Origin of the sequence: Bacillus sp. S14(2024) (genome assembly GCF_050473785.1) — a bacterium.
Lineage (GTDB): Bacteria > Bacillota > Bacilli > Bacillales > Bacillaceae_G > Bacillus_A > Bacillus_A yunxiaonensis.
The window spans coordinates 3,833,082-3,856,835 of sequence record NZ_JBFLUP010000006.1 but is presented as its reverse complement, the minus strand read 5'-3'; the positions used below and the strand labels follow the sequence as shown (position 1 = coordinate 3,856,835).

Genomic DNA, 23,754 nt, shown 5'->3' with positions numbered 1-23,754 from the left:
CCTGATTCTGTATCAAGACAGAATCAGGCTATTTTTATTTCTGAAAATTGGATGTAAGAGTCGGGAAGGTTAGGATAAACACATATTATTTTTAGCGTTTTAAATATGACGGAAATGTTGTGTTTATACCTAATAACAACAAATATTCTATAGATATTGTATAATATGGACTATATAAAATAGTATTTACATATTAAGAGGTGTTATGTCATTGGACAAATATATATTTGATTTTTTGCAAGGCATTTTGCCTGAGTTAGCGGAAATAGGAAAGAGCATCGAAGAGAGTTTTTATCAAGATCCGCAAACGGTTTTAATAAAGGGAAGAGTATTTTCTGAAGTACTGTCAAAGCGTATTGCTGCAGAACATGAATTTTATGATTTAGAATATGCAAAACAAGTAGATAGAATTCAAAAGTTAGAAAGGGAAGATATTTTACCAAAAGAGATTGCACGTTCTTTCGATACAATTCGATATTTAGGGAACAAGGCAGCGCATGAACACATTGAAGGTGGATTAGAGAATGCTTTTAAAATGCACAAAAATCTATTTCAAATTGCAGTGTGGTTTATGGAAGTGTATGGAAGTTACGAATTTGTTGCTCCGATGTATAAGTATCCGCAGCCTAAAACTAACATAGATATTGTAGAAAGATTAGAAGAGAAATTATCTGCGAGTTTAGAAGAGAAGTTAAAGGTTCTTATGGAAGTGGCAGCTCAAAAACAAGAAATTAAAAAAGATGAAGTGTTGCCGGTGGTTGATGAAGTTGAGGAACAAGATAATAACTCTGAGAATAACGAAGTTATTACAGCTATTCATGTTGAAGAAGTAGAAAAGGCACATTATGTAGAAGATTTCATTCTTGAAGAAGGTGAAAGTTATTTACTTAGGGAGCTTTCAAAATTGAGAGAATCATCACAGGAAGCAATAGAAAACCCTAATGCATTTAGTTCTTTTAAAGAGTATTTACATGTTGAAAGAACGATACAACATGATTTAATGTCTGCTTTAACGAATGCAGCAAGAAAAAATGAATCCCAATTAATATTCTTATGCGGTAGCGTAGGTGACGGGAAGTCTCACTTATTATCATATGTAAAAAATAAACACCCTGAATTAATGGCTAATTTTTCTGTTCATAATGATGCAACTGAAAGTTTTGACCCTCAAAAGAGCTCTCTTGATACATTAGCAGAAGAACTAAAACCTTTTAGTGATAGTGAAATTGAAAAATCGGGATGTAAACTTATTTTAGCTATCAACTTAGGGGTACTTCATAATTTTATTGAATCTAATTATGCAAAAGAAAACTATCAAACTTTAACAAGGTTTATATTAGCTTCGGAAATTTTCGAGTCCTCTACTGTTACTGGAAATCAAGCGAATAATTATTTTCAATTAATTAGCTTTAGTGATTATCAACCGTTCGAATTGACTGATATTGGGCCAAGGTCGGATTACTTTTCAGCAATTATGGAACGATTAGTAGTGGAATCAGAAACAAATCCATTTTATCGAGCTTATTTAAAGGATAAGGAACGTAATATAAGTGGATTTTTTATGACTAACTACGAATTGCTTCAGAGAAAAGAAATTCGAGATGGACTCTTAAGAATATTAATAGAAGCGATTGTAAAGCATAAAATGATTATCTCGACACGATCTATGCTTAACTTTATTTATGATATTTTGGTACCTTCTCATGGAAAAGATGAGCTTTTAGGTGCTGGAATAATTGAAAAAACAGAAGCTCTACTACCTAATTTATTATTTGGTGGACAAGATAAATCACAATTATTAGCTGTTATCGCAAAGATGGATCCGATTCATCATCGTTCAAATAACGTTGATCAAATGTTAATTGAGCTTAATAATTCCGTGAATATGAAGGATACTTTTCAAAAGCATTTAGATTTACGATGTCTTGAACGGTGGGTTGATGAATTAGAAGAAATGGGATCTTTCTTTGAATTAAGTGGTTCATCTAAACAAATATTTAATAAAACGTTAATTCGTATGTCTTTCTTTTTGTCGAAGACGTTAAATGAAACATTTGTAGATGAAAATTATAAGAAATACATGGAATATTTATATGCATTTAATACTGGAAATCGAGCTAGTTTAAAAGATATGTATAACTTAGCGAAAAAATCGATTTTCTTGTGGAATGGAAGTCCGAAAACAGATTATGTGTATATGGATAATTCAAATGAGGCTACACAAGTTGCTCAATCTCTTATCCTTAAACCATCTGTAGCACATTTACAAGAGGGAGAACAAGGAGTTTTAAATCGCTTTAAATTGAACGTGGTACTTGCATTTTCTAATAAAGATAAAGAGCATACAGTTCCCTTAGAAATTGATTATCCTTTATATGAAATGATGGTTAAGTTGTTAAAAGGGTATCGTCCAAATAAAAAAGACAGGGAAGATTGTATTCAATTTGTTGAATTTGTAGACAGAGTGATGAAATTAGGAGATAGAGATAAGGAACTATTGTTTGTTCAACTAGATGGAAATGGAACGTTTAAATTAGCATATGACGAAGATTTTGAAGAATTTACGTTTAGAAGGGAATAGACAATGATTGGAAGACAGAATTTAAAGGATTTAAGAAGTTCTTTAAGTATCAAACAAAATCAAGTGGGTTTAAAACATACAATAAATAAAAAAGCACCTCTGTTTCCTTTTACGACGAGGGGAACAGAACGGGCTAAGTTTATGAAAGGGTTCCAAGGTGTTTTAGGGGAATTCACACGCCTTGTGAGTGGTAATCAATTAAAGGAGGAACTTAATCTTGAAGATTTGATTAGAAAGACTAGTAAGATTATAAATGTATCGAAGGACGATCAATCGCATTTTGAACAAATATTACGTACATTTTTACAGGATAATTATAGTACGATTAAAATTTTTCATCCGCACTTGTTTCAATATTTGTCACTCAGTGAGGGTGCTGATAAAAAAGGGGAACAAGAAATTGCAAAGTTTCTCATTGATATATTGTTAGATGAAAAAGATGAAGTTAAGAGTGTGTTTTGTAAGGGAGAGTCCACAGATTTAATTTCTCGTCTTGTTTTGGATCAATTAGAGCATTTAGAGCCATATGAAAGAGATGGACGTTATGTGAATCAAATTCCCTATATTTCAAAATTGTTTAAAGATGATTTTATGTTCTTAGCGAAACATAAAGACTATTTTAAAACGCATTACTATTTGTTTTTAAGTTATTATTATTTTCTTTATATTACACAGTTAAACTTAAAGCTTTCACAAGGTTCGAGAGCTAATTTTGAAAAAAATAATGAAGTGTATTTTACACTGGACTGGGAGTCTACGAGTAAAAATCGAAAAGGATATACCCAAGGCTATCAAATGATTAAGGATGCAGCACGTCATTTGTTAATCCATATCAACTGTTTAGAGCATTTGAATTCTTTAATGGGAGTCGACAGAGCTTGTTGTTATCCGCAATTAAAAGAAGTATATGAGCAGCTGGAGAATCAGGAGAGAACTTTATTTTTAGAAATGCTTCGTGACTGGGTAATGGAATATAGAGGGCACCTCTCTTTAGAATTATTCGAAGAAAACTTGGAATTAGACTATGATGTGCTTGTTCATGCTTTATTCAGTAGTATAGAAGAGGCATATGAAAAAGATACAATGCAAGGACCTCGCCATAGATACTCTTTATCAATAGAAGAAATCGGGAAAAAGTATTTCTTAAAAACGAGAGGATCGCTTGGTTATATGTTGAACATTAGTCAAGATATGCTACTGCTTATGACGGCATTAAGCTTAAAGGATGAACGGAAACCATTAAAGCAAGTATTTGCTGACTTAGAAGCTCGTGGTCTATTCTTTGATCGATATTCAAAGGAAGAAATTGTACAGTTATTCGATAAACTAAACCTAATAGATAAAAAAAGTGATAGTGGTGATGCGCAGTATGTCAAACCAATTTTATAATTACCTTTCAGAGAAATTAATCGGTTATTTGAAGCAGGAGAACCTCCGAGGAGGTGAACGATTTTATTTGCAGTTTGACAATCATGAGCAAGTAAAATCGTTTTATGATACGTTGCAAGAACATGAATTATCTAAACCGTTTCATTATCAGCATAAACAAGGAGCCCCTTATACAACAATCTCTATTAATATTTTAGAAGAGATGAAAGTTGTCGTAGCGACTACATCGGAAAATGTTACTCCTGACTTTTTAGTAACACTTCGTAACGCAGTGGGAGAACAGAAAGAAGACTGGGAAAAGACGGCTTTACTGAGTATATGTCATGAAACATTAGATAGTATTAAGGGCGGTAGCAGTGACCTTCAAAAGGAAGGGATGCCATTTAACGTAAAGTCAATTTTAAAAACACTAAAAGATGAAATTGAAGCATCTACGTTAAAAAAAGAAGAAAAAGAAGTATTATCATTTTATTTACGAAAAAAATTAGATGATACAATTGTGCGTCCTTCATTATGGGATTATGAAGAGATTCTTGGGTTTTTATCCAAAAAAGAAATTGATAGAGGGGATTATTCAAGTTTAGGCCTCTTCTACGATGAAAATTTAAATCAATATACTTCAGCTCAAATGAAGAAAAGACTAGAAGAGAATGCTACATTTTTTGAGAAAGTGCAGCATATGCACGAGTATGAACATCTTGAAAGTCAATTAGAGAAGTTATTTGATGAAAAGGGTGTTTCACGTTTAAGAAAAGATGATTGGCAACAAACAGATTATGTTTTTGTGAAAGAATCAAATGATAAGATGCTGGTGACAGATCGTCCACTTGAATATATTGAACCAACAAAAAAGAAAACAAAAGAAGGTCTTGTATATTGGGAAAAAGCACAATCGGATACAAAAGCTGGCCAGCGTAAACGCTACTTAGTCATTTTTAATCCGGAACGTGTTGAAGAAATTAATATGACCTTTGAGTTTGACGATAAGCTGAAGAAAGAATATATTCATAAGAATTCTGAAAAATTATGCACGGTATCTGGCAAGAAGTTGTCTGTCAACTTAATACATAAACAAAATGAAACATCATTCCACAAAATTGTGTATACACATAGAATGCAAACGAAATCAAAGTATGAGTTTCATATTGCTGTTGTAGAATGTGAACCTTCATTTTTACAAAAGCTTCAAACGTTGTATGAAGTAAATGTAAGTAAAAAAAGATTGGTCATAAATAAAATGGAAGAGAGTATTATCTTTGGTGATATAGCTTGCGATCCAGAAGAGGTATTCATTGAGGAAGATGGACAAGTTGTAAATTGGCAAGATGGAAGTTTTGAAGTTTCTGAAGCTTCATCTGGATGGAATGATGATAGCTTATCCTTTTCAATTCAAATAAACCAATCTACACTCCCAATTCTTCTTAAGGAGCAGGTAGCGAAAACAGTCCCTGTATCAGGCGGAAGAGTATGGAAGTTGAAAAGAGAGCACCAAGAAAACTTTAAATACGACGAGATTACAAATAAATTAAAGCAAGGTGCAAGGGAATTTTCAGCGAAAGAAGGATTCCGCAATTATTTAAAAGATGAAAAAGCTTGGATTGAAGATGAAATCTTTTATGCAGTAAGGGGTATGTCCGGTTTACAGAAAATAGAGTTAGCCCTTAATGAAAGTGTGAAAGATGCTTATACAAATCTTATTACTTACTATAAGCATAATAAAACAGTTCCTAGTCTTTGCTTTATGGATGATCAATTACGCGAGCTATCAATAACGTATTTGACTGCATTTAATGACAGTATTGCAGGTATACAAGAAAATATGATGTTAAAAGAGGAAGAAAAGAACTTATTTAAGGTAGGGGTTATTGAGGAGGAACAACGCATTATATTAACTCCTTTACATCCACTCAATATTGCTTATCAATTGAAAATTCACGAAGAGATTAAAAGTGAAGTAATTGAAGCGCATATTTTGAATCGTTTACATCCTAATAATTTATTGCCATATATATATGGACAAGGTGATGAGTTATATCGTCCGATTTCTCAGAATGATGCACCGGAATGGATTGTTTACGAACCAATTCAAAAAGTAGCAATAGGTGAATCGAATGCTTTCCTAGCGAATGTAGTTGAAGAAAAATTACATCAATTTGTAGAGCATTTTCAATATTTATTCTTACAAGAGTCGAAATCGCCGATACGAATAAATGTCATTAACATAAACAATGACAGAGAAGTTGTGCGTGGATTGGTAAACTTTATTAAGAAACAAATAGATAAAAAAGGGCCAACTAAGATTATTCCTGTAGAGGTAGCGTTATACCATGAACAGAATATGCTTAGTGACTTTGAGAAGTTTTCGGTATATGATGATGTTCAAAAATTTGAGGAAGCATTTGATTTATCGTTAGCGTCCAAGATTCTTGATGCAGCTGACGTACTTCGATTAATTCGAGAGAACGTTTTTTATTACAAACTTACAGGTACGCAAGAGTACGGATATGCTCATATCTCATTCTACAAAATGATTTCGAATGAAAAACATGCAAAGAGTACGATGGAAGATATTGAAACAGGACTATCATTGAATGGTTTATTGTCTTCTTTATCATCTATCAGTACGCAAGCGGATTATCGAACAGGATTTGGGTTAAGGAATGTTTTAAATGAAAATCATTTGCTAGTTCAAACTGCTAGTGGGATAAATGAGTTAGGAAGCAATTTAAATAATGATGGCACGAATCCGTATCGAAAAAACGAGACAATTGTTACAAGAACATCTATTTATGATGAAGAAGTGCTTAATCATTTATATGAGTCTTCGTACTGGGTAACGTTTATTGAACCAAATGTTGGTCTAGACTTCTTCCAAGATTCATCACGCAATTTATTAGTTATTCACTATAGTGATCAGTACTCATCGTCAACTCAATATGATGCAATCACAGTAACGGATAAATCAAAACAGTATCAAACAATTATTGAACAGTATTTAGCGGAAAAGGATATTGTTTCTACATCAGAAAAAATAGACACAGCTATTAAAGCTTTCAATAGTTTAAATGGTGAGTGGCTACTTAGAATTATAGGAAGCAAAGGACAATTTTCACGTGAAAAGCTCAGCATAATCTCTGCAGTGAAGTATATGTTAAGTGCATTAGATCATGAAAATATTTTATGGGTTCCAATTTCTTTAGAAGAAATATTACGTGTTGCTGGTGCTGTAAAATTAACGAAGAGTGAAGGCGTATTTTCAGCGAAGAATCTAGGTGGTAAAGGTGCCCATAGTGATGACTTATTGTTAATTGGAGTCGAAATAAGGGATAATAATCTGTTCGTTCACTACTATCCGGTAGAAGTGAAAATTGGTTTAAATCAAGATAGCGCGATTGCTAAAGCCAAAAAGCAAATTTATGGAACAAAGCAACTGTTTGATACACAACTTTCCAAAACAAATGAAGATGGAGTGCATTTATTTAAACATAAGTTCTTCCGAAACTTCTTTGTACAGCTATTACTAGCAAATACAGAAAAATTCATTGCAAATGAGATTTGGCCAGAAAAATCTTATGAGAAGATTGAAGATGTGAAGAGTAGGTTGCTAAATGATGATTATGAAGTAAATGGACATTTAGATACCATAATCGGTAAAGGTGCTATTTTATCATTTAAAAAAGACCAGACGTGGAGATTTGTTAAGGTAGAGGACGATATTTTATTACTTGAACTCACAGAAGAGGACGGATATACAGGTGTTGTTGAAGAAATTGAAGAACTGAAAATGAAAATTCACTCTGGTCGAACAGATATCAATCCAGAAGGGTTATTAAGTAACCGCTACAGCTCGGATGGGGAAGTAAAAAATTCTCCGAATCCAGTCGCTCCGAAGCCGGTGCAGTGTGAACTGCCAAAGGAAGAAAAATGCCTAGATGATATTCGAGTATTATTAGGTGAAATAGATGGATCGACTCAAAAAATATATTGGGAGTTTGGAAACCCGGATCTAGCTAATAGACATATTTTAATTTCAGGAAAGTCAGGACAAGGAAAGAGTTACTTTATTCAATGCTTACTTCTTGAATTGGCTCAAAATGGAATTTCAAGTATGATATTTGATTACACAGATGGATTCAAAAGCTCCAAGCTGGAACCAGAGTTTAAGGAACAGTTGCAAAATAATATTGAACAGTTCCTAGTAGCGAAAGATAAGTTTCCAGTTAATCCGTTTAAACGTAATCAAAAAGAACTGGATGAAGGTATCTATATTGATGAAGATAATACGGACGTTGCTGAGCGTATTAAAAGTGTATTTTCTGCCGTTTATAAAGATCTCGGTATCCAACAACAAAATGCGATATATGAGGCAGTAATGCGCGGTTTAAATAAACATGGTGAACAGATGAATCTTGAATTCTTATTAGCTGAATTAGAAGAAGATGCTTCTGGTCCAGCTAAAACAGCAAGGTCACAAATTAAGCCATTTATTGATAAAAATCCGTTTAATCATAATGCGTTATATGATTGGGGAGATCTGCTTAATCAAAAAGGGAAAGTATTCATTGTTCAATTAACAGGATTTAATCGTGATGTACAGCTGATGATTACAGAATTTATTCTATGGGATATCTGGAACTACCAGTTGCACCACGGAGATAAAAATAAACCGTTCCCTGTTATTTTAGATGAAGCACAAAACCTTGATCATCGAGAAAAATCTCCAAGTGCCAAAATTTTGACTGAAGGAAGAAAATTCGGCTGGTCAGGTTGGTACGCTACACAATCATTAAAAGGACAGTTCACAACAGATGAAATTTCAAGATTACAGAACTCAAGCCAAAAAGTATACTTCATGCCACCAGAGAATGAAATTAGTGCTATTGCGGCTAACCTAGCTCAAGACTCTGCAGTTCGTAAAGAATGGGAAAAGAGATTGGCGACATTAAAGAAAGGCCAATGTATCACTTTTGGACCGATGCTGCAGGCAGACGGCACATTGAAGCAGGGGAACCCTGTTATTATTAATATTAGTTCTTTACAGGATAGATTGAATAATTGATTAGTGGTGGAATAGGGTATTTTTCTAGTTAAGGGATTAATATAAAAGAAAAGGATTATCTCGAATTATAGCTGAATCGAGATAATCCTTTTTGTTAATTTTATAAATTTCTTTCAAGGGAAGATAATAACATTCAATTGCGATAGAATTGTCCTAACTGCAGCTAGAATATTCATTTACTATATTAGATACATCAATTAAGTCGTTAGTCTTGTCCTTTACACCTAAAAGTAAATACCCGCCTCTACTTTGCACCTCTTATTTTTTATTTTTTAGTAGGTTCTTTAACTGTACTTTACTTAACCAAGGCCTTTTTCTATGTAACATTCGGTGACAGTTTGAACACACTAAAACTAAGTCATTTAATTTTGTTCTGGTATTTTCCTTATATTCAGAAACAGGAATAGTATGATGACACTCCATATAACCTTTACCTAAATCACCGTATGTTTTAAAAAAATCAAACTCACAAATTTCACATTTTAAATTATTTCCTTCTAATGCAAGCTGTTTTTTCTTTTTAACAACACTACTATTGCGTTCACGTTGCTTATGTAACCTATACAATACCTGTCCCTCAGGAAATTCTTCTTCTTCATCAATATTTATTGATTTAGATACTTCTTCCTTTTCATATGTAACTCCCGATACTATACTTTGGGCTATATCATGGAGTTTGTTTTTCTCATTATAAAATTCGTTCCACACTTCTCCTTCTAATTTAGAACCCCTTTCCAACCCTTTTCCTTTATAGTTAGGGTCAAACCGGAGGAAATTACACATTTTCATATATACACCATTGGGATTTCTAAAATTAACAAGATTAACTTGGTTTCCATGTATAGGAAGAGAGTTTAAAAGTTTACTTAATTTCACGACTTCAACATGTTTACTACTTATTTGATTAGGATTATGTCTAAAATATAAGTCTAAAGCTAATATTAACTCATCACGTTTCCAGTCAGGATTTCTTTTCTTTTCAGGAGCCCCAGTGGTATTAGTGGTTGAAGGATGTCTTTCAAAATTTCGCAACCCCCAAAGCCCCTTACCTTTACCACCTATTGAATAGAAAAGGTCCATCTCTCCATTCACTGTATATTTAAAAATATCAGTGTCGCTAGAATGAATATATATATTCTTCCTTATTTGTGATTTCCAGTCAATATATTTAGAAAAATCAATCTTACCAATTTCTTCAACCATATTATATATATCTACTAAAGAAGCTTTTCCACCCAATTTATTTAAGGCTTCTATAATTTCATCCACCCAAATATTATGCGACATAAATGCCAGCTCCTTAATGAACAGTTATTAATCTTTTTATCTTTGAATCTCTAAAAACTATAACTAGTTGGTTATTGTAAGTTCAGCTAATATTTTAAAAGTAGGGATATATAATTAGTCTTTACCACTTTTGTAGAATATCTTTATACAGTCCTTCAAAAATACCTTGCTTACGGATGTGTTCCAAATTTTGTTAATAAATTTGTCTATAAGATTTCATAATTTGCATATTATTGAATCATTCAACAGTGTCCTTGCTACACTCTATAACTTTTCTATCAAAGTGTCTCAAATTCTTATATTCTTTCTTTTCATAGAAGGCTAAAATGTATTTCGATGTCAAAGGAAAAATCTATACTTTCCTCCATCTGCTTTCTCCGGATAGCTGTACTCTGAATGCTATCCAATGTTGTTACCAATCATGTTTCTATGCTACTTTTGATACTTCTTGCTTAATTACTTATATCAAGGAGCTGCGAGTTGATATAAGTAATTTAATCATCCACAGTCAGTTTATTTTATTGTATTTTGTGAAAGGAGTCGAAAATTGAAATCTTTAGCAATCTATATTTTTAAACCATTAAAGTATGGATTTTGATTTGCATTTTTAACAAACCCCCGAAATTTATTTGTATAATCATTAACTTCCAAAAGGGAGAAAACATCTTTATATTTATCGACATTATTATATTCCGAAAAATATTTCTTATATGTCTCATCTAGATTCTTGTACCCTTTATCGTCTCCTTTTCCAAAATGAGGATAAACCTTTATTCCATTTTTTTTCTTCCAATATGGATAATTTCTGTATAATTCTGTATCTGAGAATAGCATATTAACAAACCCCATTATCATATCTCTAGACCTATAATTTAAATTCTGTATTTTATTGGTTACAAAATTTGTATTTTGTTGAAAATCAGTTCGCCCATAGTTAATTTCTTGTTCAAACATTAACCAGGATAGGGTTATTAAAGCATCTCTTTCATCTTGGTTCTTTATGTTGTTAAAAATGTCATCGCCTCTCCATATGCTCAAACAATTTATATAATTAGAGTATCTTTTTAAATCCTCAAAAAGGTTATAGTGGGTAGCGTCTCCATTATAAAGAGTGCTGTATCGACTCCCTGTATATAAATAAAAATCAAAAATTGATTGTTTAGAAGTCCAAAATTTCCTATCAGTCTTTATCCTTACTAAGCTATTTAACTTTTCTTGCATTTCTTGTGCATTATCTTTGTACTTTTTTTTGATATATGATATTCGATTTACAGTTTTGTCATAAATGTTTTTTGAGACCTTCCCAGAATAACTTCTATATTCAATAAAAAACGGCCCATAGTTTGAAGATTCATATACTTTATAAGCAGGTCTTATAATAATCTTTTTATCATTCCATTGTGAAGGATACCAATAATATGTGATTTTACCTTTCAAGTCTTCATTTAAGTTGTTTTCCCAGAACAATGAATTAAATTCTTCGGGTTTATTGAATTCTGTTAGTATTAATTGATGAAAAGCTTTATGTAACTCAAGTAATAAATTAGCGTATCTTTCATAAATAACCATGTAATTCACTCCTAAATTGGTTAGCCTAATTTTACCCCTAGTAAAGGTAATAATAAGCTAATAGTCTTTTCGAATGGTAAATATTTTAATTTTAATCATACTATAAACTATATATTTTTTTATAATGGAAAATCGGAATTCTGTATATATATTATAAAATGATAATTAGATATATTAAAGGGATTCTTTAGGTTATGAGAATTTATACTGGATGAAGCTGTGCATACTAGTTAAGTAAACAAAAAGAAGAGAGTACAAAAACAATAAAAAATATTCATTGCTGCAGAGGGTATCAATGGATGCCATGTGGGAATAGGTACATAATAAATAATTATATAGAAGTTTCTAATTTAGTAATGTAATATTTTAATTGCTTATATAGTTCTAGTTAAGGTGGTATGGTTCAGATGCAGAAGTTACTATTACGGTGGAAGTTTTCTAAAAACCGATTTAAAGCTGTACGAGTGGAATTGCGCGTATTGCTCTACATTGCTGTGGCTTGGATAGCTGCTTATGAATTTTATTTAGTAAATATCCCAGAGTGGTTTCCTAAAGCGGCTATTCTAGGAGTAATTACCGACAAAATTTGTTTTGCTTACATAACGGCTTTTATCTTTTTCTTTGTGAATGTACATTTATCAGGATATGTATATAAAGTGAAAATGTTTAAGTATGTAAGAAATAAAGCAGTATTAATTAGAAGTATGGGTATGAAATTAATGCTAAATATTAAACAGGCGGCTGGAGTGGATAAAGATAATAATTCTATCCCTGGGAAGGAAGAACTTATTAAACTATGTAAAAAAGTAGACCCAAGAAAGCCAATACAGTCTGTAGGATTCTTACAATTAGAATTTGATAATTGGTTCAATTATATGAATTTTATCGATTTGGAGACAAAACGGTTGGTTAAAGATTTGCTGTTTATCCGAGAAACTTTAGATAGCGACACAATAAGGATTCTAACGGATATTGAGGAATGCTTAGAGTTACATGTTAATATGACAAAAGGAGCTTATGTAGGTAATACAAACCTGGAAACTTGGGCAGATAGTATTTATGAGTATTTAGAATTATGCAAAAAATTAATAGTACATTTGGATAAGAAATATAAAGGATATGCAGAAGAGTATGATTATATTGAGGGGAAAAAAGACCTGAAGGAAAAGAAGTAAAACTAACGGAAAAATAAGATTGGGAGGGGCTACGTGATAGCCTCTTTTTCCTTCTATTCAAGTTTCTTTGGTATATACTCAAACTAGTGTTTCTTTTTGGTCTGCTCAATTACATCTTGCAACTCATCTGGCCTCAGAAACGTAATCAGAGAGAGGCCCTATTCAATAGTAGGTATATAAGTTTTGATTATGATTATATATCAATTATTCGTCTTTGTAATATAAATATGGTCATCGAAGTTAAGAAGCAACTTTTTCGCTGAAGTATGGTCAGTCTTTACTTTTAGTATAACTGCAATAACATGTTCTACAGCTTGAGCAGTTACTTTCATAACTTTTTGTACAGTTCTCTTTGTTTAAATTTTAAAAAATTCATCGTTATTAAAGAAAATAGGTATCCATCCATATACAGGATTCCAAGCTTTTATTTCGCCAACTATTCTATATTCGAGGATTTTGTCGTAATCTTTAAAACCGTTTAATTCACAAGAGATTCAATCCTCAAATTCTTTTAATTTTAATTTCCTAACTACAATGAAAGTATTTCTGAAGGTAAAGTAAGTGCTAAGGATTAGAAAAAGGGTAGGCAGTTAGAAGCATTAAAGGGGTTAGGGGTTGCGGAGCGTGACATATACATCGATAAGCAATAAAACGTAGGACATTCTATACATACACTTGTTAGACCGTCTAGGAAATAACAAGGATGATATACCAAACGAATGGAACAAGATAACATAAGAGATACAAGCTAGTGCAAGAATATGAAGTATATAAGCCGGTAGTAATCCCGGCTTTGTTACTTAATTGCATGGGGGGCTATTATAGCTAGCAATGCGTATGCACATCTGAAATAGCCGTTAATAGATCCTAATCAACACTTACGATATCATCGAATTTTAACCGTAATGTAAACCCGAACAAGTCTTGAAAAAATACCATTTTTGTTTGGTGTGCAATCACTTTTGTAACGACTGTCTTATGTAGAATCTGTCCGTTTTCGTAATAAGAAATCATGATTGGTTTTTGTAATTTCATTGATTCAAGTAGTCCTCTTTCGATTTCTTCTTTCGTATCTTGTGTAAGAATAGGGCGTGGTATTTTCGTCTGTTCTTCAACGATTTGTTTTATACCAGCGAATTGTTCTGGCATTGAGGCAAATGGCTGCCATTTCACCATTCCACGACCTTTCATTTTAGGTACTCCTGTATTGTTCATGCTTTATGTCCTCCAATAAGCGTATTTCTGTATCTTCCTGTTGCTGCAGAAGTATAAGACACGCCTCGTAAAATGCTATTCTTACCGAACCTTGTTCGTATTTCATCCATCGTTCTGGCTAGTATAATTTCTCTTTCTCTCATTTGTATGTCATCAAAAAGACTGATTTGTTCTTCACCTTCGTTCACTAAATTCGTTAGTGCAATGCTTATTGTACGAATTGGTTCACCTGTATGGAGTTGCTTTAAAAACATGAAACAAACACGATATATATCCAAAGTTAAATTTGTAGGTCGTTCTAATGTACAAGCTTTTTTGAATCCGCCTGGATAGTCTTTGCTATAGCTAATGGAAAATTGTATAGTCCTTGCTAATTTTCTTTTTCGCCTCAATCTATAACAAACTTCTTCGGTATGTTCTAAGAGAACTGGTGGAACTTCATCTATTGTATAATCTCGCATGAGTATTTGACTTTTACCAATTGAAGTCTCATTCGGTATATACTTTTCAGAAATGAGACTAAAATCAATGCCATTACTATGTAAATGAAGTTCTTCTCCAATGATACCGAATGACTCCTTCAGGTATTTGATAGGATAATGGGCCAGATCACCGATTGTGTGTATACCTTTTCGATTTAATTTTGCTTCGGTTTTACTCGATATTCCCCAAAATTTGCTGAGTGGACGGATTGGCCATAGTTTTTCCGGCACATCTTCATAACGCCAATATGCAATCCCGTCAGTGTTCTTTTTCGCTTCCACATCAAGGGCAACTTTACTCATTAGTAGATTAGGACCAATTCCAATTGTGCTATCAATACGTGTCTTATGATATACCTCTCTTTTGAACTTCATAGCAAATTCGTATGGATTTCGTGCGAACAGATGTAAACTTGCTGTAATGTCCATAAAGAATTCGTCAATGCTATATTGATGAAAATCCTCAAAAGCAACGTATTGTAGTGCTAATTTTGTTATGTAATTTGAACACCTTATATAAGTATCCATTTGTGGATTGACAATAAGTACGTCGTACCACTGTGGGATTTCATATAATCGGCTCATCTTTTTAACACCTAATTCTTTCAAAGGAGGAGTGGCAGCTAACACAATCGACCCTTGCCTATTCACATCGCTAACAACAGCTAATTTTGTATAGAGCGGATCAAGACCCATTTTGATGCAAGAAACGCTAGCGTAAAAACTTCGTAAATCTACACATAAGATGTTCCGTTTTGGTAAAAGAGAATAGTCATACAAAGCAATCACTCCTAATAATAAGAACGTTTGTTCTTATTATATACAAACTTATGTTCTTTTAGAAGGGGTAATTTCGTTTATTTTCCATTTGACAATACATAAAAAGTAAATTTAATCATTGTTAATGGGAAATTTATACTATATTTACATTGCGTTAAATTTAAAGTGCTAAAATTTTACATGTAATAGATGGGCTACAGTAAAGGAGAGAAGAAAATGAAGCAGTCGGCGAAGTGTAAAATATCTGTATCAGAAGGACAGGAGTTAATACAGCATATTGCAGAAGTGAAGCGTGGTCATAATACATATTATTTCGAAATTAATAAAGCGATTGATTACATTTCAGTATATTTTATCGATGGGGTAAAGCGTAGATTCTTAATTGCTAGTGTCGAGAAAATGCTCACAACAATACCTAACGAGATAGAACGGAAGCGCTATCGGAATATCATAGGTAATGCGAGTTGGTTATTGCTAGATGGAGTACATGATTTTCGTGGTATGACGAAAGAAGAGCAAGCAGCGTTTCTTTATTTGAAAGAAAACATATTAAATAGTATGGCAATGGAGTTAGAGAAAGTAAACGGATAAGCGTAAAGTAAAACTGCCTGCAAGGGCGGTTACATTTTTATAAATAATAGGGAATTAAGTAGAAAACTGTTTTGCCACATCTATGTATTTGCCTCCTTTCTCGTAAATTGTGTTGTGCTAGAGTCCTAGATTCATAGTTATTCAGTTCCTCTTGACAAATTTTATATTATTATGTATACATTATAATATAGTTTAATAATCGGTAGATGTTGTTTTTAACTTTTTTATTAATTTGCACTTTAGCATATTGTTAATATGTTTTGAATTGACTAATATGAAAAAGCGTCATGTGAAAATAAGAAAGAGGGAATAACATAAATCGGTATATTTCTCGACTAAGGAATTAGTATGGGGGATATACCGATTTTTATTAGGAGGTAATCATGAATAAGTCACAGGGATATATCGAAGCAGAAATAAGTAAATCAATAACTCAATGGGAAAAAGACTTCCTTGGACGTGGTCCAATATCCGTTAAAACAGATATTTTACGTGATATGATTGTTGTTGTCTTACAAGGAATTTTAACACCAGCCGAATATTCTGTTTGTGAAACAAAGGAAGGACAGTTATCTGTAAAGAGGCTTCGATCTAATCTGGTTGAGTCAGGTATAGATAGTCTAAAAGAAATGATTCTAAATATAACTGGGGAAGAAGTAAAAAGCTTTTATACGGATATAAGTACTCGTACAGGGGAACGGGTCATGATATTTAAATTATTTAATGATTTAGGGAAAAAATTATAAAACGAAACATAAAGGGAGATCTTCAAAAAACTTTAAGTTAGTTGAAGATAAACCGACAAATTTCAGAATTACGGTTCGGTCCGTTGTATTCTGACGTTTGTCGGTTTTTTTATTGTGTGGATATAAAGTACGAAAGGGAGAAGAAAAAATGAAGGACATCTTATTAAAAAAGTTATTCTCTTCTATTGTTTTTATGATTACTTTAGGATCTTTAGCTGATGCGTTCAAATTGTTTCAATGGGGCGATTTGGGATGTTAATTTTACCGGATTTTTTGTCATGGACCACAATGTTTTTTTTGTCGCTTACTGTTGCTGCGTTGAGCGCATTGTTACTATTACATCCAAGAGTTCCATTGAATATAGTTCGTATTCATATAGGTATCATTGCGATTCCTCCATTAATTGCCTTGGCGGCTCTTCTCACCGACAATACGAATAGAATTTTAGGTCCTTTGCGCCTCGATCCTCTGGCTTGGTTGATGGCACTGTTTGTTCTTACGATAGGTTTGATTGTACAGCGTTACTCCGTTCGTTACTTACTTGGTGACCAAGCTTATCGTAAATATTTTGCACTTTTAACGCTTACTACAAGTGCTGCATCAGTTACTTGGTTAAGTGATGATCTTCGTTTGTTATTAGTTTGCTGGGCGGTTACCCTACTAGGGTTGACACAGCTAATAGGGTTAAACAGAAGGTGGCAATTGGCGAGAAACGCTGCAACATTTTCTGGTCGCCTGTTTGCGCTTAGTTGGCTAGTTTTATTATTCGCCATAATCTGGCTGGTGCAAGTTACGGGACACTGGCAATTATCACTTGCGCTATCTGAAGATGGTTTGAAGCAATTTGCCGGGTGGGAGCGGACAGGAGTCAATTTGTTGCTGGTATTGGCAATGGTGATACCGGCTGCACAATGGCCTTTCCAACGCTGGTTGTTAGAATCTGTGGTTGCTCCTACTCCTGTTTCTGCGGTTATGCATGCGGGGTTAGTGAATGTCGGCGGAATTATGCTGACTCGTTTTGCCCCTCTTTTTCATAGTGATTTAGCTCAGATTGTTTTGCTTGTTCTGGCTAGTATCTCAGTCTTGCTAGGGACTGGAATTATTTTGGTTCAGGTTGATTATAAACGTCAGTTAGTTGCCTCTACGATTGCGCAGATGGGGTTTATGCTCATTCAATGTGCGTTGGGCGCTTATGTAGCTGCTATCATTCATCTCATATTACATGGTCTATTTAAAGCAGCCCTTTTCTTACAGGCTGGCTCTGCAGTACCTCACCACGAGATAACGTCTCAGACGTCCCAACAATCATCATTGTTATGGAAAATCACAGGGGTTGCTTTAGGAGTTTTAGTAGGTGGAAGCTTTTGGCTGACAAGTCCTGAAGAAGGGTATCAACTTATTAGTTCTCTTATCTTAGGCTGGTCACTTTCGTTTGCTTGGACACGGCTGATCGCCTGTAGTCAAGGAAGTATTGGGCGTGTTGCGGGATTTTCCCTGTTAGGAGTAGCAGTAATGGTGTTTAGCATCATTCACCACGTCTTATCCGGACTGTTGTATGCAACAGTTCATCAAAGTGCACAACCGCCTATGCCGGTAGTTGTTCTGGTTCTGTTCATTTTGTTATTGGGCAGTGCTATAGGGGCGTGGTTAGCTCGCGATCGTTCTTCTACTTCCTTTGCTGTACTCTATCTGTGGCTTGTGCGGCTAGGTGATTCTCATCCAAGTTCGGTCGAAAGTCATCCAAAGTATCTTACACAATACTTTCCCGAGGAGGTAATGAATGATGAATGCAATGTTAACACTACCCAAAACGTTAGAAGAAAATTTGAATTTTGATTCCAGTGAACTCGATATAAACGATGTAGTGAAGTCTGCCAGCCAAGTTATTGCACCACTTTGGCCTATTGCTACATTTGCGGCACGTAATCCTTGGATGGGACTCGAAGGGCAATCATTTGAACAAGTGGCACGATGGCTGAAAGATATTCGTGACGTGGATATATATCCTGATGCTTCCTTGATTCAAGCTGCGCAGAAGCGGGGCGAGATTGATTTGGGTTTTCTTGAAACGGGACTTCAACGTTGGCTCGATGTACAATGTCTTGACTTACCGCGTGACGCGGCAGAACAATTCTGCCGGGCTGCACTTAAGCTGGATGAACTGCCTTCCAACCTATTAGCAGAGCCCGAGTTGGAGAGATTAGCACAAAAACTAAGCGGTCTGGAGCTCCAAACTACTGAGAAGCATTCGTTAAAACCGTTAAGTATGTGCATAGAGCAGCAAGGCGGAGGGAGGTTAGCTGACACTCTCGATTATCATGTAATTAAGTGGTGTAAGTTATTCTTGAATGATTCCCAGGCAGCCTGGTCCCTGCCAAATCGTGAGAAAGGTTTCTATCGCGTGTGGCGTAAACTTGTCGAGCATGATCCGGCGCTCAAGCGTACGCAGCGTAAGGAACTTAAAAATTGGCCGCAAGAGGCAAATATCGCATTAAAAGAAGCATTGTCGGCACTTGAAATCCCTCAGTCACAGATACAGAGCTATCTTGAAGCACATTTGTTGGCTTTGCCAGGGTGGGCTGGAATGATGCTTTGGCGCTCACAACAATCCGTCCAAGAAAGTTCGCTTGTTATGGAATATTTGGCTGTTCGAATTTCCATGGAATGGGTCTTACTCAAACCTTATCTGCCTATGCCTAAACAAAAACCTGAACATGCAGTTTCCTTGGTTCCGCTCATCGCAGCTTGGGTACACTGGGGCAACATGGCAATTGATAACTGGTCGCAGCTGTCTTACACGGAACAAAAAGAATATGTAACACTCGCCTATCGTTTTGATGAGATAGTTCGCAGAAAGCTTTGGCTGGAAGCTTGGGAACAAACATACGCCAGTCAACTAAGTGAGAAAATTTCATTACAAAAACTGGAAACAAAAAAGGCGAAGCCAGCTTTAGCACAATTTGTATTCTGTATTGATGTACGTTCAGAGCCTTTTCGCCGCGCACTGGAAAAAGCCGGCCCATTTGAGACGTATGGAATGGCTGGTTTCTTTGGAGTTCCTATTGCAACATGTGAACTTGGCAGTGAACATACCCATCCTTCTTTGCCGGTCATACTTGAACCGCAGCATAGAATACAAGAGTATTCATCTGAGTTTGAATCCAAGCAATATCAACAACGCCAACATGCAGTGAATTCACTTCGTTATACGTTTAAAGCGATGAAGCAAAACTTGCTTACCAGCTTATTATTGCCGGAAGTAAGCGGTCCTTGGTTTAGCTTCCAAATGTTGACGCGTAGTTTTGTTCCACGCGGTACAGGCCGCGTGTTGTCTCGATTCCAGGAAGCATGGTTACGGAAGCCTTCTACAAACCTATCGCTTGATCATGTGCAAATCCCAGAAGCTGAGTTATCGGTTGGTTTTTCAGAGGGAGAGAAAGTACACTATGCACGACAAGCGCTGAAAATGATGGGGCTCACAAATGATTTCGCCCCATTGGTGGTCATTTGTGGACATGGAAGCCGTAGTACTAATAATCCGTATGCTGCCGCATTAGAATGTGGTGCTTGTGGAGGAGCATCGGGTGGATTTAATGCACGGGTTCTAGCAACTTTGTGTAACCTTCCAAAGGTAAGAGAGGCACTCAAGAGTGATGGAATTTCAATTCCAGAGGAGACGGTTTTTGTCGCCGCTGAGCATATTACTACCCTTGATGAATTACATTGGTTGTATGTTCCTGAACTTTCAGAGGCGGCTCAAGAAGCATTTCAGCAAATCCAGGACGCGTTGCCACAGGTTAGACATGATGTAAATGTCGAACGAGTATCACAACTACCTAATTTAGGATCGAGTTTCAAAGATCCGAAGAATGAAATACAACGCTTTGCGGAGGATTGGAGTGAGATCCGTCCAGAATGGGGACTGGCGCGTAATGCTGCGTTCATTATCGGTCATCGTGATCTAACAAAAGAGTGCAATCTAGAGGGAAGAGCCTTTTTGCACAACTACGATTGGCAAGAGGATGAAGACGGTGATATACTTGCCAACATTATCGCAGGCCCGGGCACAGTTAGCCAATGGATTAATCTACAGTATTATGCATCTACTGTTGCACCTCATTATTACGGCAGTGGGAGTAAAGCTACCCAAACAGTTACGGCAGGTCTTGGTGTCATGCAGGGGAGTGTCAGCGATTTGTTAGCCGGGCTTCCTTGGCAGTCAGTGATGAAATCTGATCATGAGGTCTATCATGCTCCTTTGCGTTTGTTGTTGGTGATCCAAGCACCACAGAAATATGTGGAGCGATTGCTGGATCGTGATCCTGTATTCCGTCAAAAAGTTAAAAACGGATGGATTCGTCTAGCGACTATAGATCCAAAAGGAGATTGGGAGAACTGGTCTTAAACAACTATGTTATGAAGATGTCTTATCGTTTTACAGTAATTTATTTTATAAATCGCTAGATTATGATTCACTTTCTAATACGCGTGATCAAAGAAACATGATTTTAAATAAATTTCAAATAGTCAATGGGGTGAATGTAATGTATTTAGATGAAAACAAAAAAGTGTTATTTGTGACCGAAATGGATCAAAAATTGGAACAATTATTACAACAGGTAACGAATATCCATCCTAAAAATATGTTAATTCTAAATAATTGTGGACCCGTGATTTCACATCCTTACAGTGATGTAATGCGAGATATCATTATTGCTGTTTATCATGAAAATATTGAGGAAATTTTTATTGTTGGTACAACAGAGAGTCAAGAGAACATAGTGGATAAACAAAATTTACTTAACAAAATATATGAGAGTGAAAGAGTAAATAAGGAAATACAAACTCTTGATTATCTTTTTCAAAATTGTATGCCAGAATTTCCAAATGTCAATGTGAGTGATTGGTTAGAGGGAAGCAAAACTGTAGCTAGGGGCATACAGAAAAGTGTCAACATCATTCGTCATCATCCATTGATTCCATCCCACGTTAAGGTTCATAGCTTAGTTATGAATCGGGAGAAAGGAAGTTTAGTAGAAGTTGATGTTTCATAAAAAACGACTACTGTAAGGGGTACCGCCAACCAAATGACATAAAACCCGCGCTAATACATTTTCTGGAATATAAAAAGTCCAATTTCTCAGTATTAAATTGAGAAATTGGACTTTTTTTTCGTTACTCTAGAAAAGCGTCCTGTAATAGAATAACTGAACAGTTTCTATTAACTGTTTAGTTGGAGAGAGAACTCGATTCCAAAGGGAGAAATCATTTCTAAAGTTTTATTTCATGTCGTCAATATAAAATCCTAAAAAGGAATATTTTGGTTATTTGACGTTATAATTACCATATACAATGATAAAATTTGAAGAAAAACTATACCATTAAAAGTAACATAAGAATATTATGTATAGAAAAAGCTATCTAATTGTTAGATTAGATGGTTTTTATTTATAAAACAACATGTCATTATGGATATTGTAGCCGTCATTTTATTGGTTGAATGTTTATTTAAAATGGTAGAGCTTGTGTATAGGTGATTGTTATTACCAAACCGTACAGTAAAACATGTTGCCAAGAAATTTTTTCAGTTTGGCCATTAGTGTTGAGATGAAGATTATGTGGGGCACTTGAATCCCATAGATAAAAATCACATTAACACTTTAAAGGAGCAGAGATCAATGAAGGTAGTAAATAAAGAAAAAATTTTAATCCTTACCGGAAATTACGGGGATGGTCATATTCAAGTAGCCCAAGCACTACATGAAGCGATACAAATTCGATTTCCGACATTAGAACCGGTGATTTTTGATTTCATGGAATGGGTCCATCCCTATTCTAATCATGTAAGCCGTTTTCTTTTCCTTGAAGGAGTAAAAAAATTCCCTCAGGTGTATGGATATATTTATCAAAAAACACGGAGAGTGAACCCTTTATCCAATTTGATAAAGACGATTTTCTCTACAGGTTTTGAACGATTGCAAAAATTGCTTGAAGAAGTGCAGCCGACTGTCGTAGTTAGTACGTTTCCTTTGGCAGCAGCTGTGATGTCAAAGTTGAAATCCTATGGTTTAACTGATATTCCTACTGTAACGACCATTACTGATCATACAGATCATAGTTGCTGGATTTATCCGTTTACGGATCAATATATTGTCGGATCAAGTATTGTCCGTGATTCTCTCATTAACTTAGGCGTTAAAGAGAATCGGATTGCTCATACAGGTATTCCTATTCGACAGCAATTTTCTCAGTCCTTTGAACGAGAGGAAATTTTCAAGAAATATGGTTTAGATCCCCATATTCCTACAGTGTTAGTAATGGGGGGCGGGTATGGCATGATTGGTGATGGAAGTTCCACCTTTCAGGAGTTTGATACGTTATCTCAGCCTATTCAATTAATCATTGTTTGTGGCCATAATGAAAAACTCCGTATGCAATTAAAGGAAAAGTTAAAGGATTCCAAACATCACATCCATCTCACTGGTTATATCAATTACGTTCATGAGTTAATGGCTATTTCCGATCTAATGATCACAAAACCAGGAGGAGTCACTACTTTTGAGGCGATTGCGATGGAATTGCCTATACTTCTTTATAAACCTATTCCTGGTCAAGAACAAGATAACGCTAAATTTTTAGTTCGTTCAGGCGTGGCAATTCAAGCGGAAACGGATCGGGACTTAACCGATCATGTATCCGAATTACTGAGCAATGTAGAACGACTTCAACAGATGAGGGAGAATTCGAAACAATTTCATCCTAAAGAATCTGCGTTTGCATCAGCAGAAGTAATTATTCATACAAAAGAAAACAAGTACAATGCACATGACCTCATGTACTCATTTGGTTCATAGTTAATAAGGTGAAATATGGGAATTTT

15 protein-coding genes and 1 pseudogene are annotated in these 23,754 nt (G+C 34.8%); 10 read left to right on the top strand and 6 right to left on the bottom strand.

Going from position 1 to position 23,754, the window contains the following annotated elements; genetic code table 11:
• Nucleotides 1–211 precede the first annotated feature (211 nt).
• The 3 genes from dptF to dptH are packed head-to-tail and all read left to right on the top strand — an operon-like array spanning nt 212 to nt 9,029.
• Complete coding sequence (gene dptF / locus AB1279_RS19565) at nt 212–2,581, top strand: DNA phosphorothioation-dependent restriction protein DptF (RefSeq protein ID WP_429760515.1); 2,370 nt, start codon at nt 212–214, stop codon at nt 2,579–2,581.
• 3 nt (nt 2,582–2,584) lie between these two features.
• Nucleotides 2,585–3,970: a DNA phosphorothioation-dependent restriction protein DptG gene (dptG, locus tag AB1279_RS19560; RefSeq protein WP_429760514.1), complete on the top strand. Its 1,386-nt coding sequence runs from the start codon at nt 2,585–2,587 to the stop codon at nt 3,968–3,970.
• Complete coding sequence (gene dptH / locus AB1279_RS19555) at nt 3,951–9,029, top strand: DNA phosphorothioation-dependent restriction protein DptH (protein ID WP_429760512.1); 5,079 nt, start codon at nt 3,951–3,953, stop codon at nt 9,027–9,029. The genes dptG and dptH overlap by 20 nt, the downstream gene beginning before the upstream one ends.
• 258 nt (nt 9,030–9,287) lie before the next feature.
• Here dptH and AB1279_RS19550 read toward each other — a convergent pair whose 3' ends face one another.
• Together AB1279_RS19550 and AB1279_RS19545 are read right to left on the bottom strand one after the other, a co-directional pair.
• Nucleotides 9,288–10,316, bottom strand: a complete 1,029-nt coding sequence (locus AB1279_RS19550; RefSeq protein ID WP_429760511.1) for an HNH endonuclease — start codon at nt 10,314–10,316, stop codon at nt 9,288–9,290.
• 564 nt (nt 10,317–10,880) lie between these two features.
• Nucleotides 10,881–11,885, bottom strand: a complete 1,005-nt coding sequence (locus AB1279_RS19545) for a hypothetical protein (RefSeq protein ID WP_429760510.1) — start codon at nt 11,883–11,885, stop codon at nt 10,881–10,883.
• Between the two features lie 407 nt (nt 11,886–12,292).
• Here AB1279_RS19545 and AB1279_RS19540 point away from each other — a divergent pair, with 407 nt between their 5' ends.
• Nucleotides 12,293–13,060: a hypothetical protein gene (locus AB1279_RS19540; RefSeq protein WP_429760508.1), complete on the top strand. Its 768-nt coding sequence runs from the start codon at nt 12,293–12,295 to the stop codon at nt 13,058–13,060.
• Between the two features lie 200 nt (nt 13,061–13,260).
• Here the strand turns inward: AB1279_RS19540 and AB1279_RS19535 are convergent.
• The 4 genes and pseudogenes from AB1279_RS19535 to AB1279_RS19520 form a co-directional block, all read right to left on the bottom strand.
• Nucleotides 13,261–13,395 (bottom strand): annotated as a pseudogene (locus AB1279_RS19535) (DUF3898 domain-containing protein); the annotation flags it as partial.
• A 21-nt stretch (nt 13,396–13,416) separates the two neighbouring features.
• Nucleotides 13,417–13,554, bottom strand: coding sequence for a hypothetical protein (locus AB1279_RS19530; protein ID WP_429761496.1), 138 nt, complete (start codon nt 13,552–13,554; stop codon nt 13,417–13,419).
• Between the two features lie 373 nt (nt 13,555–13,927).
• The gene (locus AB1279_RS19525; protein ID WP_429760506.1) at nt 13,928–14,275 is read right to left on the bottom strand and encodes a YolD-like family protein; all 348 of its coding nucleotides are present in this window, start codon (nt 14,273–14,275) and stop codon (nt 13,928–13,930) included.
• Nucleotides 14,272–15,537: a DNA polymerase thumb domain-containing protein gene (locus tag AB1279_RS19520; RefSeq protein ID WP_429760505.1), complete on the bottom strand. Its 1,266-nt coding sequence runs from the start codon at nt 15,535–15,537 to the stop codon at nt 14,272–14,274. Before AB1279_RS19520 ends, AB1279_RS19525 begins: the two co-directional genes overlap by 4 nt.
• 216 nt (nt 15,538–15,753) lie before the next feature.
• On the opposite strand from AB1279_RS19520, the gene AB1279_RS19515 reads away from it, so the two are divergent.
• The 6 genes from AB1279_RS19515 to AB1279_RS19490 all read left to right on the top strand — a co-directional run bounded on the left by AB1279_RS19515 (nt 15,754) and on the right by AB1279_RS19490 (nt 23,728).
• Nucleotides 15,754–16,128 carry a hypothetical protein gene (locus tag AB1279_RS19515; protein WP_429760503.1) on the top strand — a complete coding sequence of 125 codons (375 nt, stop codon included), beginning with the start codon at nt 15,754–15,756 and terminating at the stop codon, nt 16,126–16,128.
• 383 nt (nt 16,129–16,511) lie between these two features.
• Nucleotides 16,512–16,874 (top strand): DUF2294 domain-containing protein, encoded by a 363-nt coding sequence (locus AB1279_RS19510; RefSeq protein WP_429760501.1) that lies wholly within the window; start codon nt 16,512–16,514, stop codon nt 16,872–16,874.
• A 252-nt stretch (nt 16,875–17,126) separates the two neighbouring features.
• Nucleotides 17,127–18,710 carry an NADH dehydrogenase subunit 5 gene (locus AB1279_RS19505; protein WP_429760499.1) on the top strand — a complete coding sequence of 528 codons (1,584 nt, stop codon included), beginning with the start codon at nt 17,127–17,129 and terminating at the stop codon, nt 18,708–18,710.
• Entirely contained in the window at nt 18,658–21,279 is a 2,622-nt protein-coding gene (locus AB1279_RS19500; RefSeq protein ID WP_429761494.1) for a DUF2309 domain-containing protein, read from the top strand. The genes AB1279_RS19505 and AB1279_RS19500 overlap by 53 nt, the downstream gene beginning before the upstream one ends.
• A gap of 139 nt (nt 21,280–21,418) precedes the next feature.
• Nucleotides 21,419–21,928: a carbonic anhydrase gene (locus tag AB1279_RS19495; protein WP_429760497.1), complete on the top strand. Its 510-nt coding sequence runs from the start codon at nt 21,419–21,421 to the stop codon at nt 21,926–21,928.
• 624 nt (nt 21,929–22,552) lie between these two features.
• The gene (locus AB1279_RS19490; RefSeq protein ID WP_429760495.1) at nt 22,553–23,728 is read left to right on the top strand and encodes an MGDG synthase family glycosyltransferase; all 1,176 of its coding nucleotides are present in this window, start codon (nt 22,553–22,555) and stop codon (nt 23,726–23,728) included.
• Nucleotides 23,729–23,754 lie beyond the last annotated feature (26 nt).

Excerpts from the sequence above, each read along its gene's own strand:
- dptG (WP_429760514.1), top strand. The coding sequence starts at position 2,585 with ATGATTGGAAGACAGAATTTAAAGGATTTAAGAAGTTCTTTAAGTATC.
- dptH (WP_429760512.1), top strand. The coding sequence starts at position 3,951 with ATGTCAAACCAATTTTATAATTACCTTTCAGAGAAATTAATCGGTTAT.
- AB1279_RS19550 (WP_429760511.1), bottom strand. The coding sequence starts at position 10,316 with ATGTCGCATAATATTTGGGTGGATGAAATTATAGAAGCCTTAAATAAA.
- AB1279_RS19545 (WP_429760510.1), bottom strand. The coding sequence starts at position 11,885 with ATGGTTATTTATGAAAGATACGCTAATTTATTACTTGAGTTACATAAA.
- AB1279_RS19540 (WP_429760508.1), top strand. The coding sequence starts at position 12,293 with ATGCAGAAGTTACTATTACGGTGGAAGTTTTCTAAAAACCGATTTAAA.
- AB1279_RS19525 (WP_429760506.1), bottom strand. The coding sequence starts at position 14,275 with ATGAACAATACAGGAGTACCTAAAATGAAAGGTCGTGGAATGGTGAAA.
- AB1279_RS19515 (WP_429760503.1), top strand. The coding sequence starts at position 15,754 with ATGAAGCAGTCGGCGAAGTGTAAAATATCTGTATCAGAAGGACAGGAG.
- AB1279_RS19510 (WP_429760501.1), top strand. The coding sequence starts at position 16,512 with ATGAATAAGTCACAGGGATATATCGAAGCAGAAATAAGTAAATCAATA.
- AB1279_RS19505 (WP_429760499.1), top strand. The coding sequence starts at position 17,127 with ATGTTAATTTTACCGGATTTTTTGTCATGGACCACAATGTTTTTTTTG.
- AB1279_RS19500 (WP_429761494.1), top strand. The coding sequence starts at position 18,658 with ATGAATGCAATGTTAACACTACCCAAAACGTTAGAAGAAAATTTGAAT.
- AB1279_RS19495 (WP_429760497.1), top strand. The coding sequence starts at position 21,419 with ATGTATTTAGATGAAAACAAAAAAGTGTTATTTGTGACCGAAATGGAT.
- AB1279_RS19490 (WP_429760495.1), top strand. The coding sequence starts at position 22,553 with ATGAAGGTAGTAAATAAAGAAAAAATTTTAATCCTTACCGGAAATTAC.